This window comes from Citrobacter freundii complex sp. 2025EL-00176 (genome assembly GCF_053309355.1).
The window spans coordinates 1-21,835 of the sequence record NZ_JBRYHT010000018.1 but is presented as its reverse complement, the minus strand read 5'-3'; the positions used below and the strand labels follow the sequence as shown (position 1 = coordinate 21,835).

At 52.9% G+C, this 21,835-nt stretch carries 24 protein-coding genes and 2 pseudogenes; 10 read left to right on the top strand and 16 right to left on the bottom strand.

All coding sequences use genetic code 11. The annotated features are described in order from the left end of the window. Positions 1-37 precede the first annotated feature (37 nt). From ACVXHP_RS22125 to ACVXHP_RS22115, 3 genes are read right to left on the bottom strand one after another with little or no spacing between them, the layout of a single operon-like run. Positions 38-457 carry a DUF1380 family protein gene (locus tag ACVXHP_RS22125; protein ID WP_063615393.1) on the bottom strand — a complete coding sequence of 140 codons (420 nt, stop codon included), beginning with the start codon at positions 455-457 and terminating at the stop codon, positions 38-40. A 10-nt stretch (positions 458-467) separates the two neighbouring features. Beyond that, entirely contained in the window at positions 468-689 is a 222-nt protein-coding gene (locus tag ACVXHP_RS22120; RefSeq protein WP_023972437.1) for a hypothetical protein, read from the bottom strand. Further along, positions 689-1,366, bottom strand: a complete 678-nt coding sequence (locus ACVXHP_RS22115) for a DNA methylase (RefSeq protein WP_002211749.1) — start codon at positions 1,364-1,366, stop codon at positions 689-691. The genes ACVXHP_RS22120 and ACVXHP_RS22115 overlap by 1 nt, the downstream gene beginning before the upstream one ends. A 351-nt stretch (positions 1,367-1,717) precedes the next feature. Here ACVXHP_RS22115 and ACVXHP_RS22110 point away from each other — a divergent pair, with 351 nt between their 5' ends. The 3 genes from ACVXHP_RS22110 to ACVXHP_RS22100 all read left to right on the top strand — a co-directional run bounded on the left by ACVXHP_RS22110 (position 1,718) and on the right by ACVXHP_RS22100 (position 4,265). Next, the gene (locus ACVXHP_RS22110; RefSeq protein WP_063615392.1) at positions 1,718-2,389 is read left to right on the top strand and encodes an SOS response-associated peptidase family protein; all 672 of its coding nucleotides are present in this window, start codon (positions 1,718-1,720) and stop codon (positions 2,387-2,389) included. 179 nt (positions 2,390-2,568) lie between these two features. Then, a complete protein-coding gene (gene umuD, locus ACVXHP_RS22105; RefSeq protein ID WP_063615391.1) occupies positions 2,569-2,991 on the top strand; it encodes a translesion error-prone DNA polymerase V autoproteolytic subunit in 423 nt (140 codons plus the stop codon). Then, positions 2,991-4,265 carry a Y-family DNA polymerase gene (locus tag ACVXHP_RS22100; RefSeq protein WP_063615390.1) on the top strand — a complete coding sequence of 425 codons (1,275 nt, stop codon included), beginning with the start codon at positions 2,991-2,993 and terminating at the stop codon, positions 4,263-4,265. Before umuD ends, ACVXHP_RS22100 begins: the two co-directional genes overlap by 1 nt. Before the next feature lie 48 nt (positions 4,266-4,313). Here ACVXHP_RS22100 and ACVXHP_RS22095 read toward each other — a convergent pair whose 3' ends face one another. The 6 genes from ACVXHP_RS22095 to ACVXHP_RS22070 form a co-directional block, all read right to left on the bottom strand. Continuing rightward, positions 4,314-5,687, bottom strand: coding sequence for an RES family NAD+ phosphorylase (locus ACVXHP_RS22095; RefSeq protein ID WP_063615389.1), 1,374 nt, complete (start codon positions 5,685-5,687; stop codon positions 4,314-4,316). Positions 5,688-5,736: 49 nt separating this feature from the next. Further along, positions 5,737-6,060, bottom strand: coding sequence for a hypothetical protein (locus ACVXHP_RS22090; RefSeq protein ID WP_000143877.1), 324 nt, complete (start codon positions 6,058-6,060; stop codon positions 5,737-5,739). After that, positions 6,057-6,494: a hypothetical protein gene (locus tag ACVXHP_RS22085; RefSeq protein ID WP_023197091.1), complete on the bottom strand. Its 438-nt coding sequence runs from the start codon at positions 6,492-6,494 to the stop codon at positions 6,057-6,059. Before ACVXHP_RS22085 ends, ACVXHP_RS22090 begins: the two co-directional genes overlap by 4 nt. Then, on the bottom strand, positions 6,494-7,525 hold the full coding sequence (locus ACVXHP_RS22080) for a ParB/RepB/Spo0J family partition protein (protein ID WP_048242298.1): 1,032 nt from the start codon (positions 7,523-7,525) through the stop codon (positions 6,494-6,496). The genes ACVXHP_RS22085 and ACVXHP_RS22080 overlap by 1 nt, the downstream gene beginning before the upstream one ends. After that, positions 7,525-8,391 (bottom strand): ParA family protein, encoded by an 867-nt coding sequence (locus tag ACVXHP_RS22075; RefSeq protein WP_063615388.1) that lies wholly within the window; start codon positions 8,389-8,391, stop codon positions 7,525-7,527. Before ACVXHP_RS22075 ends, ACVXHP_RS22080 begins: the two co-directional genes overlap by 1 nt. A 355-nt stretch (positions 8,392-8,746) precedes the next feature. Beyond that, on the bottom strand, positions 8,747-9,262 hold the full coding sequence (locus tag ACVXHP_RS22070) for a hypothetical protein (protein WP_063615387.1): 516 nt from the start codon (positions 9,260-9,262) through the stop codon (positions 8,747-8,749). 119 nt (positions 9,263-9,381) lie between these two features. On the opposite strand from ACVXHP_RS22070, the gene ACVXHP_RS22065 reads away from it, so the two are divergent. The 4 genes and pseudogenes from ACVXHP_RS22065 (at position 9,382) to ACVXHP_RS22050 (ending at position 13,893) form a co-directional block, all read left to right on the top strand. Further along, positions 9,382-9,825 carry a hypothetical protein gene (locus tag ACVXHP_RS22065; RefSeq protein ID WP_063615409.1) on the top strand — a complete coding sequence of 148 codons (444 nt, stop codon included), beginning with the start codon at positions 9,382-9,384 and terminating at the stop codon, positions 9,823-9,825. Positions 9,826-10,201: 376 nt separating this feature from the next. After that, a pseudogene (locus ACVXHP_RS22060) lies at positions 10,202-10,820 on the top strand (recombinase family protein). A gap of 249 nt (positions 10,821-11,069) precedes the next feature. Further along, on the top strand, positions 11,070-12,014 hold the full coding sequence (locus tag ACVXHP_RS22055; RefSeq protein WP_063615385.1) for an Abi family protein: 945 nt from the start codon (positions 11,070-11,072) through the stop codon (positions 12,012-12,014). A 937-nt stretch (positions 12,015-12,951) separates the two neighbouring features. Next, positions 12,952-13,893: an Rpn family recombination-promoting nuclease/putative transposase gene (locus tag ACVXHP_RS22050; protein WP_063615384.1), complete on the top strand. Its 942-nt coding sequence runs from the start codon at positions 12,952-12,954 to the stop codon at positions 13,891-13,893. On the opposite strand, the gene ACVXHP_RS22045 is transcribed toward ACVXHP_RS22050, so the two are convergent. From ACVXHP_RS22045 to ACVXHP_RS22030, 4 genes are read right to left on the bottom strand one after another with little or no spacing between them, the layout of a single operon-like run. After that, positions 13,890-14,501 carry a DUF2913 family protein gene (locus tag ACVXHP_RS22045; RefSeq protein ID WP_063615383.1) on the bottom strand — a complete coding sequence of 204 codons (612 nt, stop codon included), beginning with the start codon at positions 14,499-14,501 and terminating at the stop codon, positions 13,890-13,892. The genes ACVXHP_RS22050 and ACVXHP_RS22045 overlap by 4 nt on opposite strands. Next, positions 14,498-14,893: a hypothetical protein gene (locus ACVXHP_RS22040; RefSeq protein WP_063615382.1), complete on the bottom strand. Its 396-nt coding sequence runs from the start codon at positions 14,891-14,893 to the stop codon at positions 14,498-14,500. Before ACVXHP_RS22040 ends, ACVXHP_RS22045 begins: the two co-directional genes overlap by 4 nt. Positions 14,894-14,945: 52 nt before the next feature. Further along, positions 14,946-15,809: a 3'-5' exonuclease gene (locus ACVXHP_RS22035; protein ID WP_063615381.1), complete on the bottom strand. Its 864-nt coding sequence runs from the start codon at positions 15,807-15,809 to the stop codon at positions 14,946-14,948. Then, positions 15,802-16,917 (bottom strand): DNA-binding protein, encoded by a 1,116-nt coding sequence (locus ACVXHP_RS22030; protein ID WP_063615380.1) that lies wholly within the window; start codon positions 16,915-16,917, stop codon positions 15,802-15,804. The genes ACVXHP_RS22035 and ACVXHP_RS22030 overlap by 8 nt, the downstream gene beginning before the upstream one ends. 255 nt (positions 16,918-17,172) lie before the next feature. On the opposite strand from ACVXHP_RS22030, the gene ACVXHP_RS22025 reads away from it, so the two are divergent. After that, positions 17,173-17,661, top strand: coding sequence for a hypothetical protein (locus ACVXHP_RS22025; protein ID WP_063615379.1), 489 nt, complete (start codon positions 17,173-17,175; stop codon positions 17,659-17,661). A gap of 73 nt (positions 17,662-17,734) precedes the next feature. Here the strand turns inward: ACVXHP_RS22025 and ACVXHP_RS22020 are convergent, their stop codons facing one another. Both ACVXHP_RS22020 and ACVXHP_RS22015 read right to left on the bottom strand, forming a co-directional pair. Then, positions 17,735-18,175, bottom strand: a complete 441-nt coding sequence (locus ACVXHP_RS22020; RefSeq protein ID WP_227629625.1) for a DUF6685 family protein — start codon at positions 18,173-18,175, stop codon at positions 17,735-17,737. A 51-nt stretch (positions 18,176-18,226) separates the two neighbouring features. Beyond that, positions 18,227-19,978, bottom strand: a pseudogene (locus ACVXHP_RS22015) (Tn3-like element TnAs1 family transposase); the annotation flags it as partial. 3 nt (positions 19,979-19,981) lie between these two features. Between ACVXHP_RS22015 and ACVXHP_RS22010 the strand changes: the two are divergent. Together ACVXHP_RS22010 and ACVXHP_RS22005 are read left to right on the top strand one after the other, a co-directional pair. Further along, positions 19,982-20,374 carry a cysteine hydrolase family protein gene (locus ACVXHP_RS22010; RefSeq protein WP_001351729.1) on the top strand — a complete coding sequence of 131 codons (393 nt, stop codon included), beginning with the start codon at positions 19,982-19,984 and terminating at the stop codon, positions 20,372-20,374. A 137-nt stretch (positions 20,375-20,511) separates the two neighbouring features. Then, positions 20,512-21,396, top strand: a complete 885-nt coding sequence (locus ACVXHP_RS22005; RefSeq protein WP_000058717.1) for a DMT family transporter — start codon at positions 20,512-20,514, stop codon at positions 21,394-21,396. Positions 21,397-21,427: 31 nt separating this feature from the next. Here ACVXHP_RS22005 and ACVXHP_RS22000 read toward each other — a convergent pair. Beyond that, positions 21,428-21,835: MFS transporter (locus tag ACVXHP_RS22000; RefSeq protein WP_274488534.1), on the bottom strand; the 408-nt coding region annotated here is incomplete at its 5' end.

The window sequence follows — 21,835 nt, the reverse complement described above, 5'->3', positions numbered from 1 at the left end:
CGGGGTCAGTACACGCCGCCCGGGCGGCGTGTTGATTTCAGTTTTTCAGTAAGGCGCGAACTTTCGCCGCATCAGCCAGGCGGCGGGTAACGCTTTCCGGGACCGGATGATTGCTGTCACGGGCGGTCCATTCCCTGTGCCATAACGCCTGTTCGGCAGTGGTCAGCAGGGTTTCAAGCAGATCCGCCGGCACCATCACCGCCGGAACGGCCTCTTTCACCTGTTCAATCAGATCCATCACCGCACCGGCAGACACGCCCGACTCAAGCCGTTGTTCCTCCGGAATGGCGTCCATACGCGCCAGTACCGCCCTTGTGTCCTGCTCCGAAACGGCATATTCCATTCCGTCGGCCAGCGCTTCGATATCCGCCGGGGACCAGACAATGAGGTTCAAAGGGGTTTCTGCGGGATACTGCTCACGCAACAACCGGCAGAGGGTTTCACAGGTTCCGTACATGTTTTTCTCCTTAGTCCTTAAAGCAGGCATCCAGCTCAAGAATTTCGTTGTATGCCGCCATAAACAGGGCATTGATGCGAAAAAGGGTCTGACGGGTCAGGCGTTCGGCCAGCACATCGGAATCAAAGCGATAGCGGTGCTCCATCCCGTTCAGCGTCGCCCGCAGGTCACACATGCTGTTGGCGACTTCCGCCACTTCTGCGCGGAGTTTTTCGTGTCCTGCATAGTTCATTACGCGGCCTCCGGGAACTCGTCGTTAGCGGCCGGGTACTGCATGGCACGCCGGACGGCGGCCAGACGTTGCTGTCCGGCCCGGTGATACTGTTCCAGCAGTTCAATACCGATGTAGCGACGGCCAGCCTGGAGGGCGGCCACGCAGGTGGAGCCACTGCCGGCAAAGGGGTCGAGCACAATCGCGCCGGGATGTGTGAAGGACTCAATCAGCGGTTGCAGGCTGGTTACGGGTTTTTCTGTCGGGTGGTGCCGGTTGCCTGAATATTTCCACGCAATCACGTCATTCAACGGGTTTTGCGGCAGGGGCGGACGGCCTTTTGCAAGGATGTAGGCGCATTCGTGGCGATAGCCCACATATGCGGCCTTCGATGTGTAGGTTTTGGTAAATACCAGGTGGCCGACAACGCTGAATCCCGCATTTTTCCATGCGGCCATAAAGCGATCGACGCGGTTCCAGCCGTAGAAGCTCACCATCAGCGCGTCTTTTTTGAGGACGCGATACATCTCATGGCAGGCGGGTTGCAGCCATTCATCTGTTTTATCGCCGGCGATGGTACGCCCCTGACGGTCACGAAAACCGACGAGATATGGCGGGTCGGTCAGAATGAAATCGACAGCATTATCCGGAAAGCCGGACATGATATGGACGCAATTACCCTGGATAAATCGGGACATGGTAGTTCTCCTTTCTCAAATGCGGCGCCAGTTACGCCGTGCCGATACGACAGCCGGGCGAAAAGCGGAGAATGCATGGGCGGTGCCGCAAGCCGCAGCGCAGTGAAAAAGCCCACGCTGGCTGGACGGTTTGACGGCGAAAATTGAGACGGAAAACGACGGGAAGACAGCGGGTAATGCCTTTGAAATTAACTGCGACCGGGTGAGGACACCGGCAGAGCGAACCCTTGCATTCGAAGCGGCCCGGCTAAAGTAGCGGCACGGCGGCCGCACGATGGCAGGAACCTCAAATACGGCCTATGTTCAGAACTGAGGTGAACACTGATTACAGATCCACAGCGGAGAAACACAATGTGCGGTCGGTTTACGCAATACAACTCCCGCGAGGAGTACCTGGCCTTTCTCGGAGAAGAAGCTGAACGGGACATTCCATATGATCCGGAGCCCGTCGGCCGCTACAACGTTGCGCCCGGAACCCGGGTATTGCTGCTGAGTGAACGTCGCTCGCAGCTGCATCTTGATCCTGTTCACTGGGGTTATGCCCCGGAGTGGTGGAACAAGCCCGCTCTCATCAACGCCCGGAGTGAAACTGCGGCCGGCAGCCGGATGTTCAGGCCACTCTGGGAGCACGGACGGGCCATTGTTTTTGCTGACGGCTGGTTCGAGTGGAAACAGCAAAACGGCGTGAAACAGCCGTTTTTCATTTACCGTAAGGACGGAAATCCACTCCTGCTCGCTGCCATCGGGAAACCACCTTTTGAGAACGGCAATGACCTGGAAGGGTTCCTGATCGTCACGGCCGCTGCGGATGAGGGACTGCTGGACATTCACGATCGGCGACCGCTCGTGTACTCACCGGCTGCCGCACGTAAATGGCTCAGCGAAAACACAACCAGTAAAGAGGCGGAAGACATTGCCCGTGAGGGCAGTCTTTGCGCCGAAGATTTCACATGGCACCCCGTCAGCCGGGCTGTTGGCAATCCCCGGAACCAGGGCCGGGAACTGATAGAGCCACAGGCTTAGCAGACGGTGAGATACCCGGTATCCACTCACAGGGTTATGCACCGTTTCTGAGGATAACCCTGAGCCTGTTTTATCCGCCAGAACAATGACCTGGCAGGAGCAGGTAAAATTCTTCTTGCAGGACGGGAAATATCTTAAATAATACTGTATATAAAAACAGGTATTTTAAGAGGTATGCCATGTTACTTTTTGTCGCCCCCGAACAGGAGCCGGTGCCGTCCACTGCCCCGCTGTTCACCGAACGTTGCCCGGCGGGTTTTCCGTCGCCGGCCGCCGATTACACGGAGGAGGAACTGGACCTGAATGCCTATTGCATCCGGCGTCCGGCTGCAACGTTCTTCGTCAGGGCTATCGGGGATTCGATGAAAGAGATGGGCCTGCATTCCGGCGACCTGATGGTGGTCGACAAAGCCGAAAAGCCGGTGCAGGGTGACATTGTCATCGCGGAGACTGATGGCGAATTCACGGTTAAACGCCTGCAGCTGACACCCCGTATCGCCCTGCTGCCGATGAACCCGGCCTATCCCACTCTCTATCCGGAAGACCTGCAGATTTTTGGGGTGGTGACAGCCTTCATACACAAAACACGGGGCATGGACTGATGTACGCGCTTGCTGACGTGAATTCGTTCTATGCCAGCTGCGAAAAGGTTTTTCGCCCTGACCTGCGAAACAAACCCGTCGTCGTTCTCTCAAATAACGATGGCTGCGTCATTGCGAGAAGTCCTGAAGCGAAGCGGCTGGGTATCAAAATGGGGGTACCGTGGTTTCAGCTGAAGTCGATGAAATTTCCGGAGCCGGTTATCGCGTTCTCCAGTAATTACGCCCTCTACGCATCAATGTCGAACAGGGTCATGGTTCACCTGGAAGAGCTGGCGCCGCGCGTGGAGCAGTACAGCATCGACGAGATGTTTCTGGACATTCGCGGTATAGACAGCTGCATCGATTTCGAGGGTTTCGGCCGGCAGCTGCGTGAGCACGTTCGTTCCGGCACAGGGCTAACCATCGGCGTCGGAATGGGACCGACCAAAACGCTGGCTAAAAGCGCACAATGGGCGTCGAAAGAGTGGCCACAGTTTGGTGGCGTGCTGGCGTTAACGCCAGACAATATCCGCCGTACGGAAAAACTGCTGTCACTGCAGCCGGTGGAGGAAATCTGGGGGGTTGGCCGCAGGATCTCAAAGAAGCTGAGCACAATGGGGATAACAACTGCACTGCAGCTGGCGCGCGCGAACCCTGTATTTATCAGGAAAAACTTCAATGTAGTTCTGGAGAGAACGGTCCGGGAACTCAATGGAGAAAGCTGTATTTCCCTGGAGGAAGCACCTCCCCCCAAACAGCAGATAGTCTGCAGCAGGAGCTTTGGGGAGCGTGTCACGACGTATGAAGCCATGCGACAGGCAGTCTGTCAGTACGCTGAGCGTGCAGCTGAAAAGCTGCGCGGAGAGCGTCAGTTCTGCAGGCATATTGCCGTGTTTGTGAAAACATCGCCGTTCGCCGTAAATGAGCCCTACTACGGTAATCTGGCCAGTGAAAAACTACTCATCCCCACGCAGGACACACGGGACATCATTGCCGCTGCCGTCAGAGCTCTGGACAGGGTCTGGCTGGATGGTCACCGTTACGCAAAGGCAGGCTGTATGCTGAACGATTTCACGCCAACCGGGGTATCGCAGCTGAATTTGTTTGATGAAGTACAGCCGCGGGAACGGAGCGAGCAGCTGATGCAAGTCCTGGATGGTATTAACCATTCCGGTCTGGGGAAAGTGTGGTTTGCGGGACGTGGGATTGCGCCTGACTGGCAGATGAAACGAGAAATGCTTTCCCCTGCGTACACAACGCGCTGGAATGATCTTCCGGTGGCAATGATAAGATGATCTGCCACCGAAAGATTTCGCATGCGAAATCTGGGTTACATCTACCCGTCAGAATTCGTCATCCGAATAGCCAGATTTCGCATGCGAAATCACTTCTTTTGTGCGGCCTTCCGTTAAATAGTGCGTGACTGTTGTTTCTGATGTGGAGTAATCAACACCCTCTATTTTATGAACTTCTATGCCATCGAGTTTTAGCTCAAGTATATCTTCCCTATTTTTCTTACGTGATAGCACCTTAAATTCACGACGGAAATCATCGGGAGTCGTCCTTATCTCTGGGTCAAAGTATGAAATATCCTCATCATGCTGATACATATTTACTTCAGCTTCCCGGAACCTTCGGTCCGCATTCAGTACCCCAGACGATTTATGAAACAGGATAATATTCATGACAGAAGGGTCTGTACTTTCCTTTGGCTTTTGCGCGGAAGTAAACAGTATCCCATCGAGTTCGCAACGCTCAAATGTTGAGAGATAATCAGCGATAGCTTGCGTCAACAAGTAATTTGTTTCTTCAAGCTCAGGAACAACCGGCATAACAAGTTTTCTGGAGAGATTCTGAATAAAACTACTGCGCTCATATCGAAGTAGATACTCCGGATCAAAGCGGCTAAATCCGTTAACAGCCAGCCCTTTCAGACTGGAGAGGTCGAGTAATCTGACTGTCCGCAACAAAGTGAACTCAGCAACAGCAACATAACTACCTACAGGTGGCCGCACTTCGGATATGGCATTTTTTCTGGACGTAGCGCCATAGAAGACTGAGATACCTCTAGCATTCATTCTGCCGGAAGGTGTCAGTTCAGGAGGAGGAGGACCGAAACTCGACTCGGGCATACGTAATGCGATTTCAAGTGCATCCTCTGACTGAAAAATACGACCACGGAAAATTGGTTTGTTAGGCTCAAAATCGATGAATGCTGAGGGATGATTTTCGTGAAGGTAAGTAAAAACCTCTTCGAAAGTTGCCATCGCGTCCATATTAAAAAATCGATTACTCTCCCGAAGTTTCCTTTCCATTGAATTCCATTTTCTGGAAAGGTTTCCTGAGATGGTTACAGCTTCAACAAAATGCGGCTCATCACCATATTTTCTTTCATGTGAGCTCCAGTCAAACCATAACTCGTCGAGCAGTTCCGATAAGTCATTGATGATATTATCATTGTCTGTAACCTCTTGCTCCAGAACAGAGAAGAGAGGTTCACCTTCATACTCTTCCAGATAATGGTTATATTCTCCGCCCCGATAATAATTTTCAATCAACCAGTCGACCTTTTCAGCCAGTGTTTCCATCGACATCGTCATCTCTTCGGAGTCACAATAATCGCATGATTCTGAGGCATCAGGATCGCTTGCGATGATGTTGTTCAGATAACGGTCATCGTTCAGACACTGCCTGCAAATTCTCTTTGAACCCGGCACTCTGTTTATTCCTTAGGTTAGACAGATTTCGCATGCGAAATCTTTTGATTTAATCACGTCGATGCAGCTGTATAAGAGCCTCAGAAGGACGATAGTGCTGCTTTGCCCACCGCCCGTAATTATTAACGGACTCATACTGACGTTCTGCAGCACCATCACGGTAATACAGTATATGGATAATTCCATGAAGCTGCAGGTAACTGGCTACCGTGGTTACATTATTACGAACGAAGCGCGTGTGGCTCTGGAAGGTATCAAGATCAACTCCATCCTGTCCGTCATCAAGCGCATCAAGAATAAAAGCGATTAATGCAGAAGCGATAGAACGTCTGCCAGAGCCTGCGATACAAGCATCAAGCTCTTGAAAGGTCATGTGGATTTCCTGTTGTAACGGTAGCTGGCATCCTCTTCAATTGCTGCCACGAACCATCCGGTAGCAGTTTGCCTGTCTATGCTATCAGGCAAGGAAGCGACTAACTGCTCAAGTGGAAGTTTACGATTAGCTCTGAATATCAGCGCCGACATACCACACCAGTCCTGGTTACTTTCGGGCTTCCAGCCGATGCTGAGCATCAATGTTAACGCCGTCTGAGCAGCCCACAACGGAGTTTCAGCCGGGTTAGAGGCCCATGAAAGTAACGCCGCGCCGGGTACGGGCCTGCTTCTTGTAACGTATCCCAGATTGATAGCCGCTTCTGTTAATGCGGCAGCTGCTTCGGATTGCGTTCCGGGATAACGAAGCGCCCAGTGGCGGACAATTTGGCCACGGAATGCCGTGGCCATTTCGGTGAACGGGGTTGATTTCATCACTGAGAGCGCATCCCTTTGACGCGTAGTTCAGAAGCCTCAACTGAAATCTCACCAATGTCCATTTTCACCCACACATACCCAGCTTTGTCTGGCGCACGGTCAGTCATTATTACCCCTTGCTGACCGTCTATCTCGACAACAACCTGCCAGGTTTTTACATCTGAATTACTGCCCAAAGGCTTGGTTGGTTTTTTGTTCTGAGCCTTAGATTTCGCATGCGAAATCTCACCTTTGCTTTTGTTCTTAACTGCATCAAGAACAGCTTTAACCTGCGAACGTGAAATACCAGACTCTCGCGCAGCCGCGATAAGCTTCTCGGCCTCTTCAGGAGACTTTTCATTTACCTGTATCAGTGTGTATGCCAGATCGACATCGGATGTGACTTTATCCCGGAGAAGGGCGGTAACATTTTCTGGTGCATCAATGAGACGAAGGTGTTTACTGACAAATGAGGTAGGCTTACCCATTGTTTTTGCGATTTGCTCACCCGTCATATTGAACTCATGCTTGAGCTCATAGAACGATTTTGCAGTCGCTAATGGTTTCAAACCAGACTGCTGCAGGTTTTCAATAAGCTGACCGATGATGCGTTCTTTTCTTTCCCGTGGTGGTTTACCCACATAAATATCAATGTGGGTATCACCACGCTTACGGGCTGTGCGAACACGCGTTTCGCCTAACCATATCTGGTAGCCACGTCTGTCACGAGGATAACAACGAGGCGGGGTAAGCATCCCTATAGTTTCGAAGGTATCAGACATACCATCGATGATGTCTTCCTCGAAGTCTTCTTCAGGTCGCACTTGTTCTTCAGCATAAACCAGATTTATATCGACGCGTATTATCTGACCATCAGGTTCGATATCCGGGCGGGCAATATCCGCCATAATCTGGTGCGCAGCTATATCATGGCTCTGCTCATCTGGTTGTTTATTTGCAATGACCTGTTCAATATCAGAAACAACAGATGCTTTTTTTTTCATTTCCTGCTGCGCCTGGAGTCGTCTCATAAACGGTTTCTTGGCCATTACTTACCTCCTGCGAGCAGAATAATTTTCCGGGTAAGTTCTTTATATTGAATTGCAGGAAGACACTTGGGGTCGTATTCATCAAAGGAGAGACCTAGTTCGATCGCTTCTTTTGCAGCAGCAGGTACAAATGATATATAGGCGAGAATGTATTCTTCAGAGTAGCCTTTTCCCTGAAGGATCTCGATGAGGAGATTCAGGTTCAGTGTATCAATAGGCCCCAGATATCCTTCTTTAAGTGGCTTTTTATAATTTTTGACCTGCGTCTGCGTCACATAAGTCCCCATGAACTGCAGCGAAGGATTGTAGTTCCGCTTAATTTTCTGCATATAAGTAAGCTGTTTACCAACTGCATTACGGGCCTGCTTCTCCAGCAGGGTAGGGATCAGAAGGTAATCAGCTGACATATGCGCTGCGATCATGACATTTGAATAAGATGGCGCTGAATCAGCAATAATAAAATCAAACTGTTTCTTCAGTTCTTCAATACGGTCCCTGAAGTCGAACATGCAGTCGCTGTTTCGGTAGTTAATTTCATTAAGTTCACTGGTAGCACCGATAAAAAAGCGCCCGCCAGGAAGCTCAATCGGTCGAATCTCTGTTTCAGAAAAGAAAAGCTGATATGTATTCGCTTCACCGGGTGTAAAACTGTTACTTAATGGTTCGCGTTCTATCTCATAAGGTAAGCCGTCAGGGAATGCCCTCTCCGTCAGACCAGTTGTCCAGTCCATATCAATTTCAAGCACACGGAAACCAGCTTCACGAAGGTCATGTGCGATTTCACTGGATGACTGCGATTTAACGATTCCGCCCTTCTGACTACATACAACGATCAGTTTTCCGATAGGTCCAATTTTCAGTGTCATGTAACAGTCCTTAAGATTTCGCATGCGAAATGTTTGAGAAGGGGCGGCACGGCTTGAAAGAGTATTTCAATAATGAAATGAATTCATTGCGGGATTTCATACACACTCCTGTGAGTCAGGCGTTTCGCCAGGTGCAGAAGCAGCTATCTGCCACTGCGTTTGTTGTCGCGCTTTCATGACAACACAAACAGTATACAGAGAAAATATAAGATATCAATAATGATACGCAATAGATTTCGCATGCGAAATCACATTTTATGTCCGTTAGTAAAAGCCGAACCAGCGGCTTTTTTACGTCGCTGGTTTAATACCCTCGCCATCTGGACACTCCGATAATTCAGTCCAGTTTTAGCAGTTACCGCCGTCCAAAGAACCAGAATGACCGCTTTTTGTTCATTACCTCAATTGCAGCTTTCTCACGACGTAGTTCTTCGCTGGCAAATCCCTGGAACTGATCTAAGGCTTCTTTAGCCTTTTTCCGGACTGGGGCTTTTTCTTCACGTTCAGCAGTGCCCATCGAGCATGCAAGAGAAACAGCATAGTAAGCATCAAAAGCTAGCTCTCTCATAGTATTAGTCGTGCACGTAAGGGATAACGTTTCGTGGCGCCTTGTAAGCTCCATGTAATCATCTCCATCTGGCCTGAAATCGGTGAGCATATATTTCTGCATCATCATTCGTGAACTGGATAAAAAATCTACGTAGCGCTCAGTTTTAACGTCGAAATCTTTACGTCGCTGAATTAAGGCTTCTTTCCTTAACTCGTGCCGCTGTGATAATTTGAGCGTCAGATACCCGCCTAATATTGTTAGCGCCGATCCAAGCCCAATTTTAACGGCGTTATCAGCTACATTTACCCACTCAGTCGCCATTTTCTACCCCGTTCTTCCTGTGGTGATCATGGTCGCTAGTATAAATCCCCATGCACTTGGACATACAGGTCATTCTGTCCAGTAGACAGGCAGTTACCCTCCAGATAGGATATACCACCATGATTAAGTCTCTAGGTACAATTATGAGTTCGTCTGCTGCCGTAACCGTTCTCACCGGTGTAACCGTTTTTGTTGTTGGTCAGCTCATCGCAAAAAGATTCATTGAGCCTTATATATCATTCCGGGAACAATTAGGGAGGATTACAGCGCTTTTATTACGTGAACAAGCAACGATAACAAATTTTAGAGCCAATCATGAAACCATCCACGATTTGAAAGACGCTGCGTCTCAGTTAATGGCGAAGTATTCAGCCTTGCCTAGCAGCCTCAAAAGAGACTATGTGGTTATAAAGTTTGTACCATCAAAATCTGAAGTCCTTGGGGCAGCGCAAAACCTGAATGAAATCACCTCAATACTTGCTGGCAACAGCAAGGAAAATACCTACGTTCTCATAAAGGAGATTGGACTCAAGCTCAATATACCAACTACCTATTCTCATTAATCCCTCGCCACATTGGACACTCAGGTAATTCTGTCCAGTTCAATCCATGCCTCGCTCTATCACCTTCAATCATGCACCAAGAATGTACAAAAAATGTTTTCTAACTTGGACATTTCGGCACTATCGGAAAAAGTGTCCAGAAAATATTTCTGGTGATCGTATTTAATTTTGTTGACCCGCTGCGCAAACCGTGAGTCTGTTCAGAACTTGCTTCTGAGCAGGCGAGGGGTTGGACAAGCCCGGCGGGCGCGTCAGCCAGTCACACTTAGGTGTCCCCAAAAGATACTAGCGACTTCGAATCTAAAACCCTGCTAAGATACCATTTAAATGTTACCTATATTTTTGATACCACTTAAAAGTAACCACAGGCGATAAAATGTACATTTATGCGTATCTTCGTGCGTCAACAATTGAGCAGGATGCACTTCGAGCTAAAAACAGGCTGAAGGAGTTTGCAGCTCATCATGGGCAACGCATAGCTGGATGGTATGTTGAAAATGCATCAGGAGCATCACTCGACCGTCCGGAACTCAATCGGATGCTGTCTGATATGGAATCAGGTGATGTGATTCTGATTGAGCAGGTAGATCGACTTTCTCGCCTCAGCGATGCCGATTGGGACACTCTTAAACGGCGGATGTTTGAAAAAGAACTATCGGTCATTAGCCTTGACCTTCCTACTAGTCATATTGCTCTTACTCATGCAGCTTCTGATGACTTCACGAGAAGTATGCTCCGGGCTGTGAATGGCATGATGCTAGACATGCTGGCCGCTATCGCTCGCAAAGACTATGAGGATCGTCGCCGGCGACAGAAAGAGGGGGTTGAAAAAGCCAGATTAGAAGGTAAGTATGCCGGTCGACAGGCGAATAAAGCCAAACATGAATTGATACGAACATTACGCCTGCAAAACGGAATCAATAAATGAGACAGCTCGACTGGCAGGAGTATCCAGAATGACCGTTATTCGGGTGTGTAAACCAGCTGATGCTTAGAGATGATACTTCGCACGTATCCAAGCAAGCTGCACGGAGGAATCAAGAATTAGTGTTATTTAGATGCGAAAAACCCCAGCAGAGCCGGGGTCTTTCAATTCTTTTGCCTGATGTGCCTTCACTAGAACCCATGAAACATGGGGGATGATTCAACACTGGCTTACGTTATGTGATTACAATAGCGTAATATAGTTGGTACGTCAATGCGCATAGAAGGCGAGACAGGGTACTCCCTGGACAGGAGATTAAATGCCTCAAAGAATTAATGATTACAAACCTGTACTTTCACTACTTTCAACAGCAAGACTTGCAAGCGTTCCTGCTATCTTTAACGTACACACCGATTTGGAAATGTATGGATTTAGCCTCTGGATCCAGAATGCAGCTGCCGCACTTTATCCACTGGTACAGCAACTTGAACTTGTTCTCAGGAATTCAGTTGATAAAACAGCTCGTACAAGATTTGGTGAACGGTGGTGGGATACCATCTCGTATGATACGACGAAAGACAATCACGGCAAGTTCATCAAATGCATCAGAGATGCTGAACGAAGCTTACTTACCAATTGGAAAGCCAAAGAAGTCGCTCGCCTTGGCTTAACCCATCCATCACAAGTAACAACGACGCCACCAGTTTTTTCCCATGATGATATTATTGCAGCGACAACATTTTCCACATGGGAGAACGTTTTTCTTGAAGCGCTTCATACAGACGATAACTCAAAAAAAAATAATTTTCTCTGGCCTAACTCCCTTCCGAAAGCTCTGAGAAGACTAAGCGAAATTGACAACAAACCCATTGAGGCCCGTCGTAAACTGCTGAACCTTCTAAAAGAAATCAGAGACTACCGCAACAGACTTTTTCATCATGACTGCATCTGGATAAAAATCAAAACTGTAGATAAACAGACTGCAATTGAATCAATCCGTGAAAAAATAAATCTAATCGAGAAGATCATAACCGCGATCAGTCCCGTAACTAACCGCGCTTTGACTGCGTGGGGTATGTATGAAAATGCGCGGCGGATCTGCTCCACTGCAGAACTATCCATTTATACGAATCTTAACTACCAGGTACCAAACATAGCTACGCCAGGGCTGCTTGGCCAGTTATTGCTTCAGACAAATGGTGGAAAAGAAACTGTACCTATGATGCTGCAAAATGAGGCCTGTGTTTTCTATAAGTTGAGGTGAAGGTAAATAGCTTTAGCGGAAGCGAGGGGATGACGAAGGGGTTAGCATGTCAGCGGCTACTATCAAAACATATGTTCTCCCGCTCCCCATCTTTTCCTGGTTCTCCCTGTCCGGTCATCAGCGAATACTGGTGGGACAGGGAGACCATAGGGTAGAAAGACTGTGTTCTACGACGCGTCGGCCATCCATCCATGATGACTGATTAAGACAAGGTGCAGAGTACTGTTTAAAAAATAATAAAAAAATGAAGTCCTTGTTTTCTAATTGAATTTTTTTTCAGAATTTACATTTGCTGCACGACCCTCCGTCTGTGCTCTCTTCTTTTTACTTTGTTCTGAATCAAAGAAATCGCAAACATGTTTGATGCAAATCACTATATGTAGCACCTAAAATGCTTCCAGCCCCAACAGATAGGGGCAGGCCCCGGAACTGTGCTTTTGCCAGGAGCACTCATCACTTAATCCGGGCGATAAATATGGTGGTAAGGCTTTGCTCAACAAAACCGTTTCCGCGTGAAGTGATGATAGCGACGGAGAGCCACCCTCATACGGAGACACGGTATGGACCGACGTAACTGTATGTGCCTGTTCATACTGACCATGATCAGCCATCTGATCACCGGGCAGGAAAGCTGGATGGTTTACCTGAATCATATCAGTCTGACGGTACAGTTTTACTAAAGACCACAAACAAAAAAACCACCTGCCAGGGTGGTTTTTTTGTGTTCAGACCTGAAGTAGACCCGAACGGGTAAGGCTTTGCTCAGGCGGAATTATGCCTCCGCGCCCTCAGACGACGCAACACCTTTATTGTATAGGGCAATACACATTTATGATCTCAGGCAATATATTTTGCTTTACAGTTTGCGTGTAACACCTCGCTTAGCTTTTTCCGGGCTGTGATAACATATCCGGGCCATTTTTCAGAGCCAGGGCAGATGAAGAAGAAAAACAGCACACCCACTCCTCACGATGCCACGTTCAGGCAGTTCCTGACGCAACCGGATATTGCCCGGGATTTCATGGAAATCCACCTGCCCGCAGATCTGCGGGCAGTCTGCGATCTCAGCACGCTGAAACTGGAATCAGGCTCGTTTGTTGAGGATGATCTCCGCCAGTATTTCAGCGACGTCCTCTACAGCCTGAAAACTACAGCCGGCGACGGATATATTCATGTTCTGGTCGAACACCAGTCAACGCCGGACAAACATATGGCTTTCCGCCTCATACGCTATGCGGTAGCCGCCATGCAGCGCCATCTGGAGGCTGGGCATAAAAAACTGCCACTGGTGATACCGGTGCTGTTCTATACGGGTAAGCGCAGCCCGTATCCGTACTCTACCCGCTGGCTGGATGAATTTGACGATCCCGGGCTGGCAGGCAAACTCTACAGCGGCGCTTTCCCGCTGGTAGACGTTACGGTTATTCCGGATGATGAAATCGCTGGCCATCGCAGCATGGCCGCCCTGACTTTACTGCAAAAGCATATTCACCGGCGGGACCTGGCAGAACTGGTTGACCGGCTGGCGCCCATCTTGCTGGCGGGATACTTGTCTTCATCGCAGGTGATATCGCTGGTACACTATATAGTACAGGCAGGCGAAACATCCGACGCCGAAGCCTTTGTACGCGAACTGGCACAGCGTGTGCCGCAACACGGAGACGCACTTATGACCATCGCACAGCAGCTAGAACAGAAGGGCATCGAGAAGGGGATTCAGCTCGGTGAACAACGTGGTATTGAAAAAGGCCGTTCAGAAGGGGAGCGCGAAGCGACTCTGAAAATAGCCCGTACCATGCTCCAGAACGGCATTGACCGCAATACCGTCATGAAAATGACCGGTCTGACTGAAGACGACCTGGCGCAGATCCGCCACTAATCCCCCTTTCCTGGCACTCCCTGTCCGGCCATCAGCGAATACTGGTGGGGCAGGGAGGCATCCCCTTCAGGCTCTGCCTGCCACCCACAGCGGTTAAACAGCTTTACCACACCGGCCACGTTCCCCGTCAGACGCGCTGTCAGCGGATTTATCTGCCGGCCTTTATCGTCAAAAGCGACATCGAGGTTGCCCCGTGAGAGATAAATACCGTTCACGCCTGCACTGAGTGCCACAGCATACCGGCCGGACCATTCCCGATCGCTCAGCAGACGGTAGTTCCAGTGCATATCTTTCGCTGTTTCCAGGGCATAGGTCAGCCGGAACAGGTCATTCTGCTCAGACAGTTCGCCGGTGCAGGAACGCCAGAGATAATCCAGCTTGCTGGCCAGCTTCGCGCTGACGCCCAGCTGGCGCCCCTGTTTCAGCAGCCACTCGATGTCCGGATTTATCTCCCGGGGGAAACGCCGCTGTTTCAGCGCGGTCGCCAGCCAGCGGGTGAGAAAGAGGTTTTCCTGTGCTGGCGAGAGAACGCCACCATCCTGCCTGGCCAGCGCAAGCGCCACCAGGGCGCACCATGCCAGATGGCCTGATTTTTCTGTCAGCGTCACTGCTTCTCCCGTGAGTCAATAAACTGATGTAATTCATCGAGCATAATCAGCACACGTCGGCCAGTCTTACGGGGAAACATCCTCCGCATCTCACGCGTCAGCTGCTTCTTCTCCCATCCGTAAGGGAAAATAATGCTGTATTCACTTCTCTCAGGGAGGATATCAGGGCCCGCGACGATTCGCGCCACCTCCTTATTCAGGCGTTCGCCTCGCCAGCCATAAGCCGCCAGTCGCTTACGGATACGTGCAACGGGAAAACGTTTATCGGAGTGACGGGGGAAGAGTAACGTCCCGTCCTCATTTCGTTTGATGCCGAACATATCCAGAGACTGTTCAATCACCACTGTTCGCGTGGGGAAATGCTCACGCATACTTTTCATCATATTTTCCATTCCAGACTCCTGAATTAATACCTGCAGCTGTCTGGCCAGCCAGAGAGCAGCGTTATGCTGGCTCACTCTCTGCGTCATCATTCATTTCACACTGGAGCTCATGCCAGTATCCGGCAATATTGTTTACCACCTGTGCCGTCATAACCGCGTCAGTGACAGCGGAATGAGCCTCCCCGATCCAGCTCAGGCCAGCCTGACTGACAGCACCGGAAAGCGATATGGTACCGTAACGATTGGAGGGTCCGTAATAACCCGCAGCGAGCCGCATGGCGCAGTACACCGTCAGAGAGTCCAGCCAGCTGGCAGGGTCGTTATGCGCTGCCGCTGTCTGCTTCAGAATGCGCGTATCAAACTCAGCATTGAAAATAACCAGCGGGCGCCGGCCGATATGGTGCTGCAGCTGCTGCGCAATATCGGGCCACGATGGCGCACTGACCAGATCATCGTCATTGATACCGTGTACTGCAGCTGCTGCCGGATCGATGCCGACAGTGGGTTTCAGGCGGGTCTCAAATATCCTCTCACCGCGGGCATTCACCAGACCGATTTCCAGCGCCTGCGCGCCGGCATCAAGTCCGGTCGTTTCGGTATCGAGGAAGACGGGGTCCAGCGTTAACCAGGTATGTGCCAGCATGGCGAACCTGCCACGCTCACTCTTCATCCGGGCCTGCAGGCCCAGACGTGCGCTGGCCTGCCGCTGTTTTTCTGTCTGTGGGCGTTTCGCCCGCATCGGGACGCAGTCAGCCAGCCGCCATACGCCGTATTTCCCGCCGTAAGGACTTTTGTACATTCTGACCGGTTCCACACCGGGGGCTGGCTTCATCCTGAACTCATCCCGAAGTCGCCCTTTGGTGTAGCATTTATCCTCCGCCCGGGGCGCTTCATCACAGGCGTCTGAATTGTCATCATCACGCATTCTGGCCACCTGTCTGTTTATTGCCTGAAAGCGCCGCCATCAGTGACTGGTTCTGACGCTTCAGGGCTTCAGCCTCACCACGCAGTGCCGCGACCGTTTCTTTCTCCCCCATCGTCTCCAGACGGGCATCATCACGCTGGTTTTCCAGCTGCGTGCAGCGATCTGTCAGACTGGCTATTTCGCTGCCCATACGGACCAGTTGCTCCGAGGAGGCCTTTTCCTGCGATTCCAGCCTTGCGGTGAGGCTGCTGACTCTGTCACGTTCAAGCGCAAGCTCACCGGCGCGCGCCTGTGCATCAGCGACGGCCTGCTCGAGGCGCTGCTGCAGCGTATCGCGGGTGGCCTGATGCTGCTGACGTTCTGAGGCCAGCGCGTTTTCCTGCGATTCCAGGCGGGTAAGGAGAGTATTCACTTTATCGCGTTCAGACTTCAGTTCTTCTGTACGCGCATTCGCTTCGGCAGAAATTTGCTCCAGTCGTTTCTGCAGGTCTTCCCGCGTGTTTTTGTGCTGGGCCTGCTCCGCATTAAGCGCATCCTGCAGCACTGTCTTCTGCTCCTGATACCGCTCCTCCCGCTGTCGGGCATTCTCTTCAGCGGCCGCAAGACGCTCTTTCAGCTGGGCCATCTCCACATCCTGCTGCTGACGCTGTGAACGTTCTGATTCCAGCGCCCGCGTCAGCCGGTCATATCCGTCCTGCAGTTCATCCAGTTTTTCTTCCAGGTCGTCGACCGTCTGCGCGGCGTCGGCCAGTTCCCGCTCTGCCTGTGCGGTCTGTTCACCGGCAGCACGCGTGACTTCCGCAACCCGGCGTTCTGCAGCCCGGACAGCCTTGTCATTCAGTTCGGTCGCCAGCTGGGTGATGCGTTCGGACAGCGCTGCGGAGACGGCCTTCACTTCTTCAGCCACTTCCACAGGCAGCTCGGCAACGGGTTCAGTGACGACCGTGCTCTGTGATGCCTGGTATTCGTCCCATATCTGGCGGAGACGTGTCGGATTGCCGCCACCCACCTGGTTACGCAGTGCGAACCCGGTGATATTCCGTCCTTCAGCCTGCAGGGCCAGCCCTGCTTCAATAATCTGTTCTGGTTCGTATGTCGCCGGACGCATCTGTCAGTCTCCGCATAAAGGGGTATGCTCACATTATACACAAACAAACTAACAAATAAACTAACTAACAAACAAATTAAAGACGTGACAGGGTAGCGAAAAGGACACCAGGACAGCGCACCGCCGGTAGAATTGCCGGTAGCATGTCCGGAGCCAGGGCGGGATGCACCACAGGTACGATGCACGCCACTCCCCTTGCCGGGTACTGATGTTAATGCTAATGTACGCATACGTTAGCATTAACCGGAGACAGACATGCCGCAGGATGAATCAGTCGTCGAACGGGCCAGGGAATACTTTTTTCGGCACCACCGGTATACAGAGGAAGACCTGGAATCCGACTACCAGGCAGAACTGCGTAACTACAGGGATGACACCTGGGAAGCACCACAACGGGCCGCCAGACTCAGTGCGGCCGTCAAGCGCTACAAAACGTATGAGATGCTGTACTTCTTCTTCCGGATCGCTGATGAAGCCGGGCTGGACTATACTCCGCTGGTTGTAAAGCGCCTGTGCGCTCATCTTTTCGACAGGCAGGGCAGCCAGAATATTATTGTTGATATCTTTGGCCAGAAGGGACGCATGCACCGCAGCCATGACAGTGATCCTGACATTATTGCTGACGTTGCCGAACGCTACCGGCAGCAGGCAGACGACCACTGGCAGACAGTCCTGAAGAATATCGGGAGAGTGAAGCAGGACTACCGGAAAAATCAGAACAGGCAGAAAGGCGCAGGGGATTAAATGCATCATTAATGCTAATGTACGCATACATTAGCATTAATCACATAAGTCAGTGAAAATAAATCAGGCTTATTCAACGTGGTGAAGGTTCTTTGGCCAGCTGCTGGAGCTGCTTACCGAAATCTGGAAAGCCTGCAGCTGAAAGTACATCAGCTACAGCACTGGCTCTGGGATGGCCACGTTCAAGCCAGACCAGTTTGAGAGCAACTCCTGACTTATCCGTATCATGCATGTGACGCGGCAAACCGGAATTACCAAACGGGCATTCAAAGGCATTCATGGCGTCGAAAAAGCTGCCGAAGAGTTCATCTGCCGGAATAGCAAACAGATGCCATTGCTGACGTATAGCGGAGATCATCGGCACGTTTACACCGTAGCGACAGAGTCTGCCGGTAAGCGGAACCGCAATGCCCAGGCGGCATGCCTGATAACGGGCAGCGCCAAAATGGTGTGAGCCACCGTCGTTCAGCCAGTAGAGTCTCCGCTCTGCCCACGGATATTCAGCAAACAGCATCCGGTCGAGCCGTAATTCGGGGAGCCCGCAGAATTCGGAAAAAATCGTACGCTAAGGTTTTCCGGGCATCCGTAAGGGCCGAAACTTCCCGTCTTCCAGTCTGCGGCTCTGCCGCCAGACGTAATCGCCGGTTAGGTTGATGTGCTCCCAGCCCAGCGGCGACAGGAATTGCAGCAGCTCGCCGTCCACCGGCTTGCCGGCCTCGACCAACCCCTGGGTGGCGCGTTCCAGGTACACCGTGTTCCACAGCACGATAGCCGCCGTCACCAGGTTGAGGCCGCTGGCCCGGTAGCGCTGCTGCTCGAAGCTCCGATCCCTGATTTCCCCAAGGCGGTTGAAGAACACCGCCCTGGCCAGCGAGTTGCGCGCCTCACCTTTGTTCAGGCCGGCATGCACGCGGCGGCGCAGTTCAACACTTTGCAGCCAGTCCAGGATGAACAGCGTGCGCTCGATCCGGCCCAGCTCGCGCAGGGCCACGGCCAGTCCGTTCTGGCGCGGGTAGCTGCCGAGCTTGCGCAGCATCAGCGAGGCGGTGACGGTGCCCTGCTTGATCGAGCTGGCCAGGCGCAGGATGTCGTCCCAGTGGGCACGCACGTGCTTGATGTTCAGGGTGCCGCCGATCAGCGGGCGCAACGTCGGGTAGGCTTGCACGCCCTGCGGCACGTACAGCTTGGTTTCGCCGAGGTCGCGGATGCGCGGCGCGAAGCGGAAGCCTAGCAGGTGCATCAGGGCAAAGACGTGATCGGTGAAGCCGGCCGTGTCGGTGTAGTGCTCCTCGATCCGCAGGTCGGACTCGTGGTACAGCAGGCCGTCGAGCACATAGGTGGAATCGCGGACGCCGACATTCACCACGCGGGTGCTGAACGGCGCGTACTGGTCGGAGATATGGGTATAGAACAGCCGTCCCGGCTCGCTACCGTACTTCGGGTTGACGTGCCCGGTGCTCTCGCCCCGGCCACCCGCGCGGAAGCGCTGGCCATCGGAGGATGAGGTCGTGCCGTCGCCCCAGTGGGCGGCAAAGGCGTGGCGATACTGGTGGTTGACCAGCTCGGCCAAGGCCGCCGAATAGGTTTCGTCGCGGATGTGCCAGGCTTGCAGCCAGGACAGCTTGGCGTAGGTCAGGCCGGGGCTCGACTCGGCCATCTTGGTCAGCCCGAGGTTGATCGCATCACCGAGGATTGCGGACAGCAGCAACGTCCTGTCTTTGGCCTCGGCCCCGTCCTTCAAGTGGGTGAAGTGGCGGCTGAAGCCCGTCCAGTCGTCCACGTCCATCAGCAGTTCGGTGATCTTGATGCGCGGCAGTAACTGGCTGGTTTGGTCGATCAGCGCCTGCGCCCGATCCGGCACCGCCGCATCCAGCGGGGTGATTTTCAGCCCTGACTCGGTGAGGATGGCATCGGGCAGCTCGTTGTCCTTGGCCAGGCGGGTGACGGTGGCCAACTGCTCGTCCAGCAGCTGCAAACGCTCTTCCAGGTACTGGTCGCTGTTCGGGTTGATCGCCAGGGGCAGGGCCTGCTCGCGCTTGAGTGCGGCGAACTTCTCGGCCGGCAGCAGGTAGTCGTCGAAGTCGCGGAACTGCCGCGAGCCCTTGACCCAGATGTCGCCGGAGCGCAGGGCGTTCTTCAGCTCGGACAGGGCGCAGATTTCGTAGAATTTCCGGTCGAGGCCTTCCGGGGTGATCACCAGCGGCTTCCAGCGCGGCTTGATGAAGGCCGTGGGTGCATCGGCCGGCACCTTGCGCAGGTTGTCGGCGTTCATCTCACGCAGGGTCTGCACGGCTGCCAGCACGCCTTGCGCGGCCGGCCCGTGCTGTTCCCCAACTTTTCGCTCGGCGAAGAGTATGAACATGCGCCGCCGGCGACGAATCGCCAAATCTCACCGTATCTCCCGAGCGGACGATTTCGCACCGGTCTGCCCGTCGAAGGGCTTGCGATCGAACGGGGCGACCTTTTCTATGCATGTCCGCGAGCCAGCGTCTTTTATGGCACGGCGCTCGACGCCGACCTTCGGACGCGCGGCGTAAGCACGCTTGTCATGGCCGGGATAAGCACCACCGGCGTTGTTCTTTCAAGCGTCGCCTGGGCTAGTGATGCGGACTACGACGTGCGTTTGGTCCAGGACTGCTGCTACGACCCGGATCGGGATGCCCACGAAGCTCTGTTGCGTTCCGGGTTCGGCGGACGTGTACAGGTCGTGTAATTTTCGGGCCTCGCATGATCGCGGCCATAGCCGCAGGTGGATTGGTGCGAGGCAGGGCCAGTCCAAGTCAGGGTGCGGTCATCGCGGCGCCTGCAACTCTCAAAAACCCATCGCCGTAGCGGAGGTCTTGTAATCGCATGTCATTACGCACGCCCGATTTATTGTTCACAGCGATAGCACCTGCCATTTGGGGCAGCACCTACATTGTCACCACCCAATACCTGCCGAACTTCTCACCGATGACGGTCGCGATGCTGCGGGCGTTGCCGGCGGGTTTATTGCTCGTGATGATCGTCCGACAGATTCCAACGGGAATCTGGTGGATGCGCATCTTCATCCTCGGCGCACTTAATATTTCGCTATTCTGGAGCTTGTTGTTTATTTCGGTCTACCGCCTGCCGGGCGGGGTCGCGGCGACGGTAGGCGCTGTGCAGCCGCTGATGGTCGTGTTCATCTCTGCCGCTCTGCTAGGTAGCCCGATACGATTGATGGCGGTCCTGGGGGCTATTTGCGGAACTGCGGGCGTGGCGCTGTTGGTGTTGACACCAAACGCAGCGCTAGATCCTGTCGGCGTCGCAGCGGGCCTGGCGGGGGCGGTTTCCATGGCGTTCGGAACCGTGCTGACCCGCAAGTGGCAACCTCCCGTGCCTCTGCTCACCTTTACCGCCTGGCAACTGGCGGCCGGAGGACTTCTGCTCGTTCCAGTAGCTTTAGTGTTTGATCCGCCAATCCCGATGCCTACAGGAACCAATGTTCTCGGCCTGGCGTGGCTCGGCCTGATCGGAGCGGGTTTAACCTACTTCCTTTGGTTCCGGGGGATCTCGCGACTCGAACCTACAGTTGTTTCCTTACTGGGCTTTCTCAGCCCGGGGACCGCCGTGTTGCTAGGATGGTTGTTCTTGGATCAGACGCTGAGTGCGCTTCAAATCATCGGCGTCCTGCTCGTGATCGGGAGTATCTGGCTGGGCCAACGTTCCAACCGCACTCCTAGGGCGCGTATAGCTTGCCGGAAGTCGCCTTGACCCGCATGGCATAGGCCTATCGTTTCCACGATCAGCGATCGGCTCGTTGCCCTGCGCCGCTCCAAAGCCCGCGACGCAGCGCCGGCAGGCAGAGCAAGTAGAGGGCAGCGCCTGCAATCCATGCCCACCCGTTCCACGTTGTTATAGAAGCCGCATAGATCGCCGTGAAGAGGAGGGGTCCGACGATCGAGGTCAGGCTGGTGAGCGCCGCCAGTGAGCCTTGCAGCTGCCCCTGACGTTCCTCATCCACCTGCCTGGACAACATTGCTTGCAGCGCCGGCATTCCGATGCCACCCGAAGCAAGCAGGACCATGATCGGGAACGCCATCCATCCCCGTGTCGCGAAGGCAAGCAGGATGTAGCCTGTGCCGTCGGCAATCATTCCGAGCATGAGTGCCCGCCTTTCGCCGAGCCGGGCGGCTACAGGGCCGGTGATCAT

Excerpts from the sequence above, each read along its gene's own strand:
- ACVXHP_RS22125 (WP_063615393.1), bottom strand. The coding sequence starts at position 457 with ATGTACGGAACCTGTGAAACCCTCTGCCGGTTGTTGCGTGAGCAGTAT.
- ACVXHP_RS22120 (WP_023972437.1), bottom strand. The coding sequence starts at position 689 with ATGAACTATGCAGGACACGAAAAACTCCGCGCAGAAGTGGCGGAAGTC.
- ACVXHP_RS22115 (WP_002211749.1), bottom strand. The coding sequence starts at position 1,366 with ATGTCCCGATTTATCCAGGGTAATTGCGTCCATATCATGTCCGGCTTT.
- ACVXHP_RS22110 (WP_063615392.1), top strand. The coding sequence starts at position 1,718 with ATGTGCGGTCGGTTTACGCAATACAACTCCCGCGAGGAGTACCTGGCC.
- umuD (WP_063615391.1), top strand. The coding sequence starts at position 2,569 with ATGTTACTTTTTGTCGCCCCCGAACAGGAGCCGGTGCCGTCCACTGCC.
- ACVXHP_RS22100 (WP_063615390.1), top strand. The coding sequence starts at position 2,991 with ATGTACGCGCTTGCTGACGTGAATTCGTTCTATGCCAGCTGCGAAAAG.
- ACVXHP_RS22090 (WP_000143877.1), bottom strand. The coding sequence starts at position 6,060 with ATGACCTTTCAAGAGCTTGATGCTTGTATCGCAGGCTCTGGCAGACGT.
- ACVXHP_RS22085 (WP_023197091.1), bottom strand. The coding sequence starts at position 6,494 with ATGAAATCAACCCCGTTCACCGAAATGGCCACGGCATTCCGTGGCCAA.
- ACVXHP_RS22080 (WP_048242298.1), bottom strand. The coding sequence starts at position 7,525 with ATGGCCAAGAAACCGTTTATGAGACGACTCCAGGCGCAGCAGGAAATG.
- ACVXHP_RS22075 (WP_063615388.1), bottom strand. The coding sequence starts at position 8,391 with ATGACACTGAAAATTGGACCTATCGGAAAACTGATCGTTGTATGTAGT.
- ACVXHP_RS22070 (WP_063615387.1), bottom strand. The coding sequence starts at position 9,262 with ATGGCGACTGAGTGGGTAAATGTAGCTGATAACGCCGTTAAAATTGGG.
- ACVXHP_RS22065 (WP_063615409.1), top strand. The coding sequence starts at position 9,382 with ATGATTAAGTCTCTAGGTACAATTATGAGTTCGTCTGCTGCCGTAACC.
- ACVXHP_RS22055 (WP_063615385.1), top strand. The coding sequence starts at position 11,070 with ATGCCTCAAAGAATTAATGATTACAAACCTGTACTTTCACTACTTTCA.
- ACVXHP_RS22050 (WP_063615384.1), top strand. The coding sequence starts at position 12,952 with ATGAAGAAGAAAAACAGCACACCCACTCCTCACGATGCCACGTTCAGG.
- ACVXHP_RS22040 (WP_063615382.1), bottom strand. The coding sequence starts at position 14,893 with ATGGAAAATATGATGAAAAGTATGCGTGAGCATTTCCCCACGCGAACA.
- ACVXHP_RS22035 (WP_063615381.1), bottom strand. The coding sequence starts at position 15,809 with ATGCGTGATGATGACAATTCAGACGCCTGTGATGAAGCGCCCCGGGCG.
- ACVXHP_RS22030 (WP_063615380.1), bottom strand. The coding sequence starts at position 16,917 with ATGCGTCCGGCGACATACGAACCAGAACAGATTATTGAAGCAGGGCTG.
- ACVXHP_RS22025 (WP_063615379.1), top strand. The coding sequence starts at position 17,173 with ATGCCGCAGGATGAATCAGTCGTCGAACGGGCCAGGGAATACTTTTTT.
- ACVXHP_RS22020 (WP_227629625.1), bottom strand. The coding sequence starts at position 18,175 with ATGCTGTTTGCTGAATATCCGTGGGCAGAGCGGAGACTCTACTGGCTG.
- ACVXHP_RS22005 (WP_000058717.1), top strand. The coding sequence starts at position 20,512 with ATGTCATTACGCACGCCCGATTTATTGTTCACAGCGATAGCACCTGCC.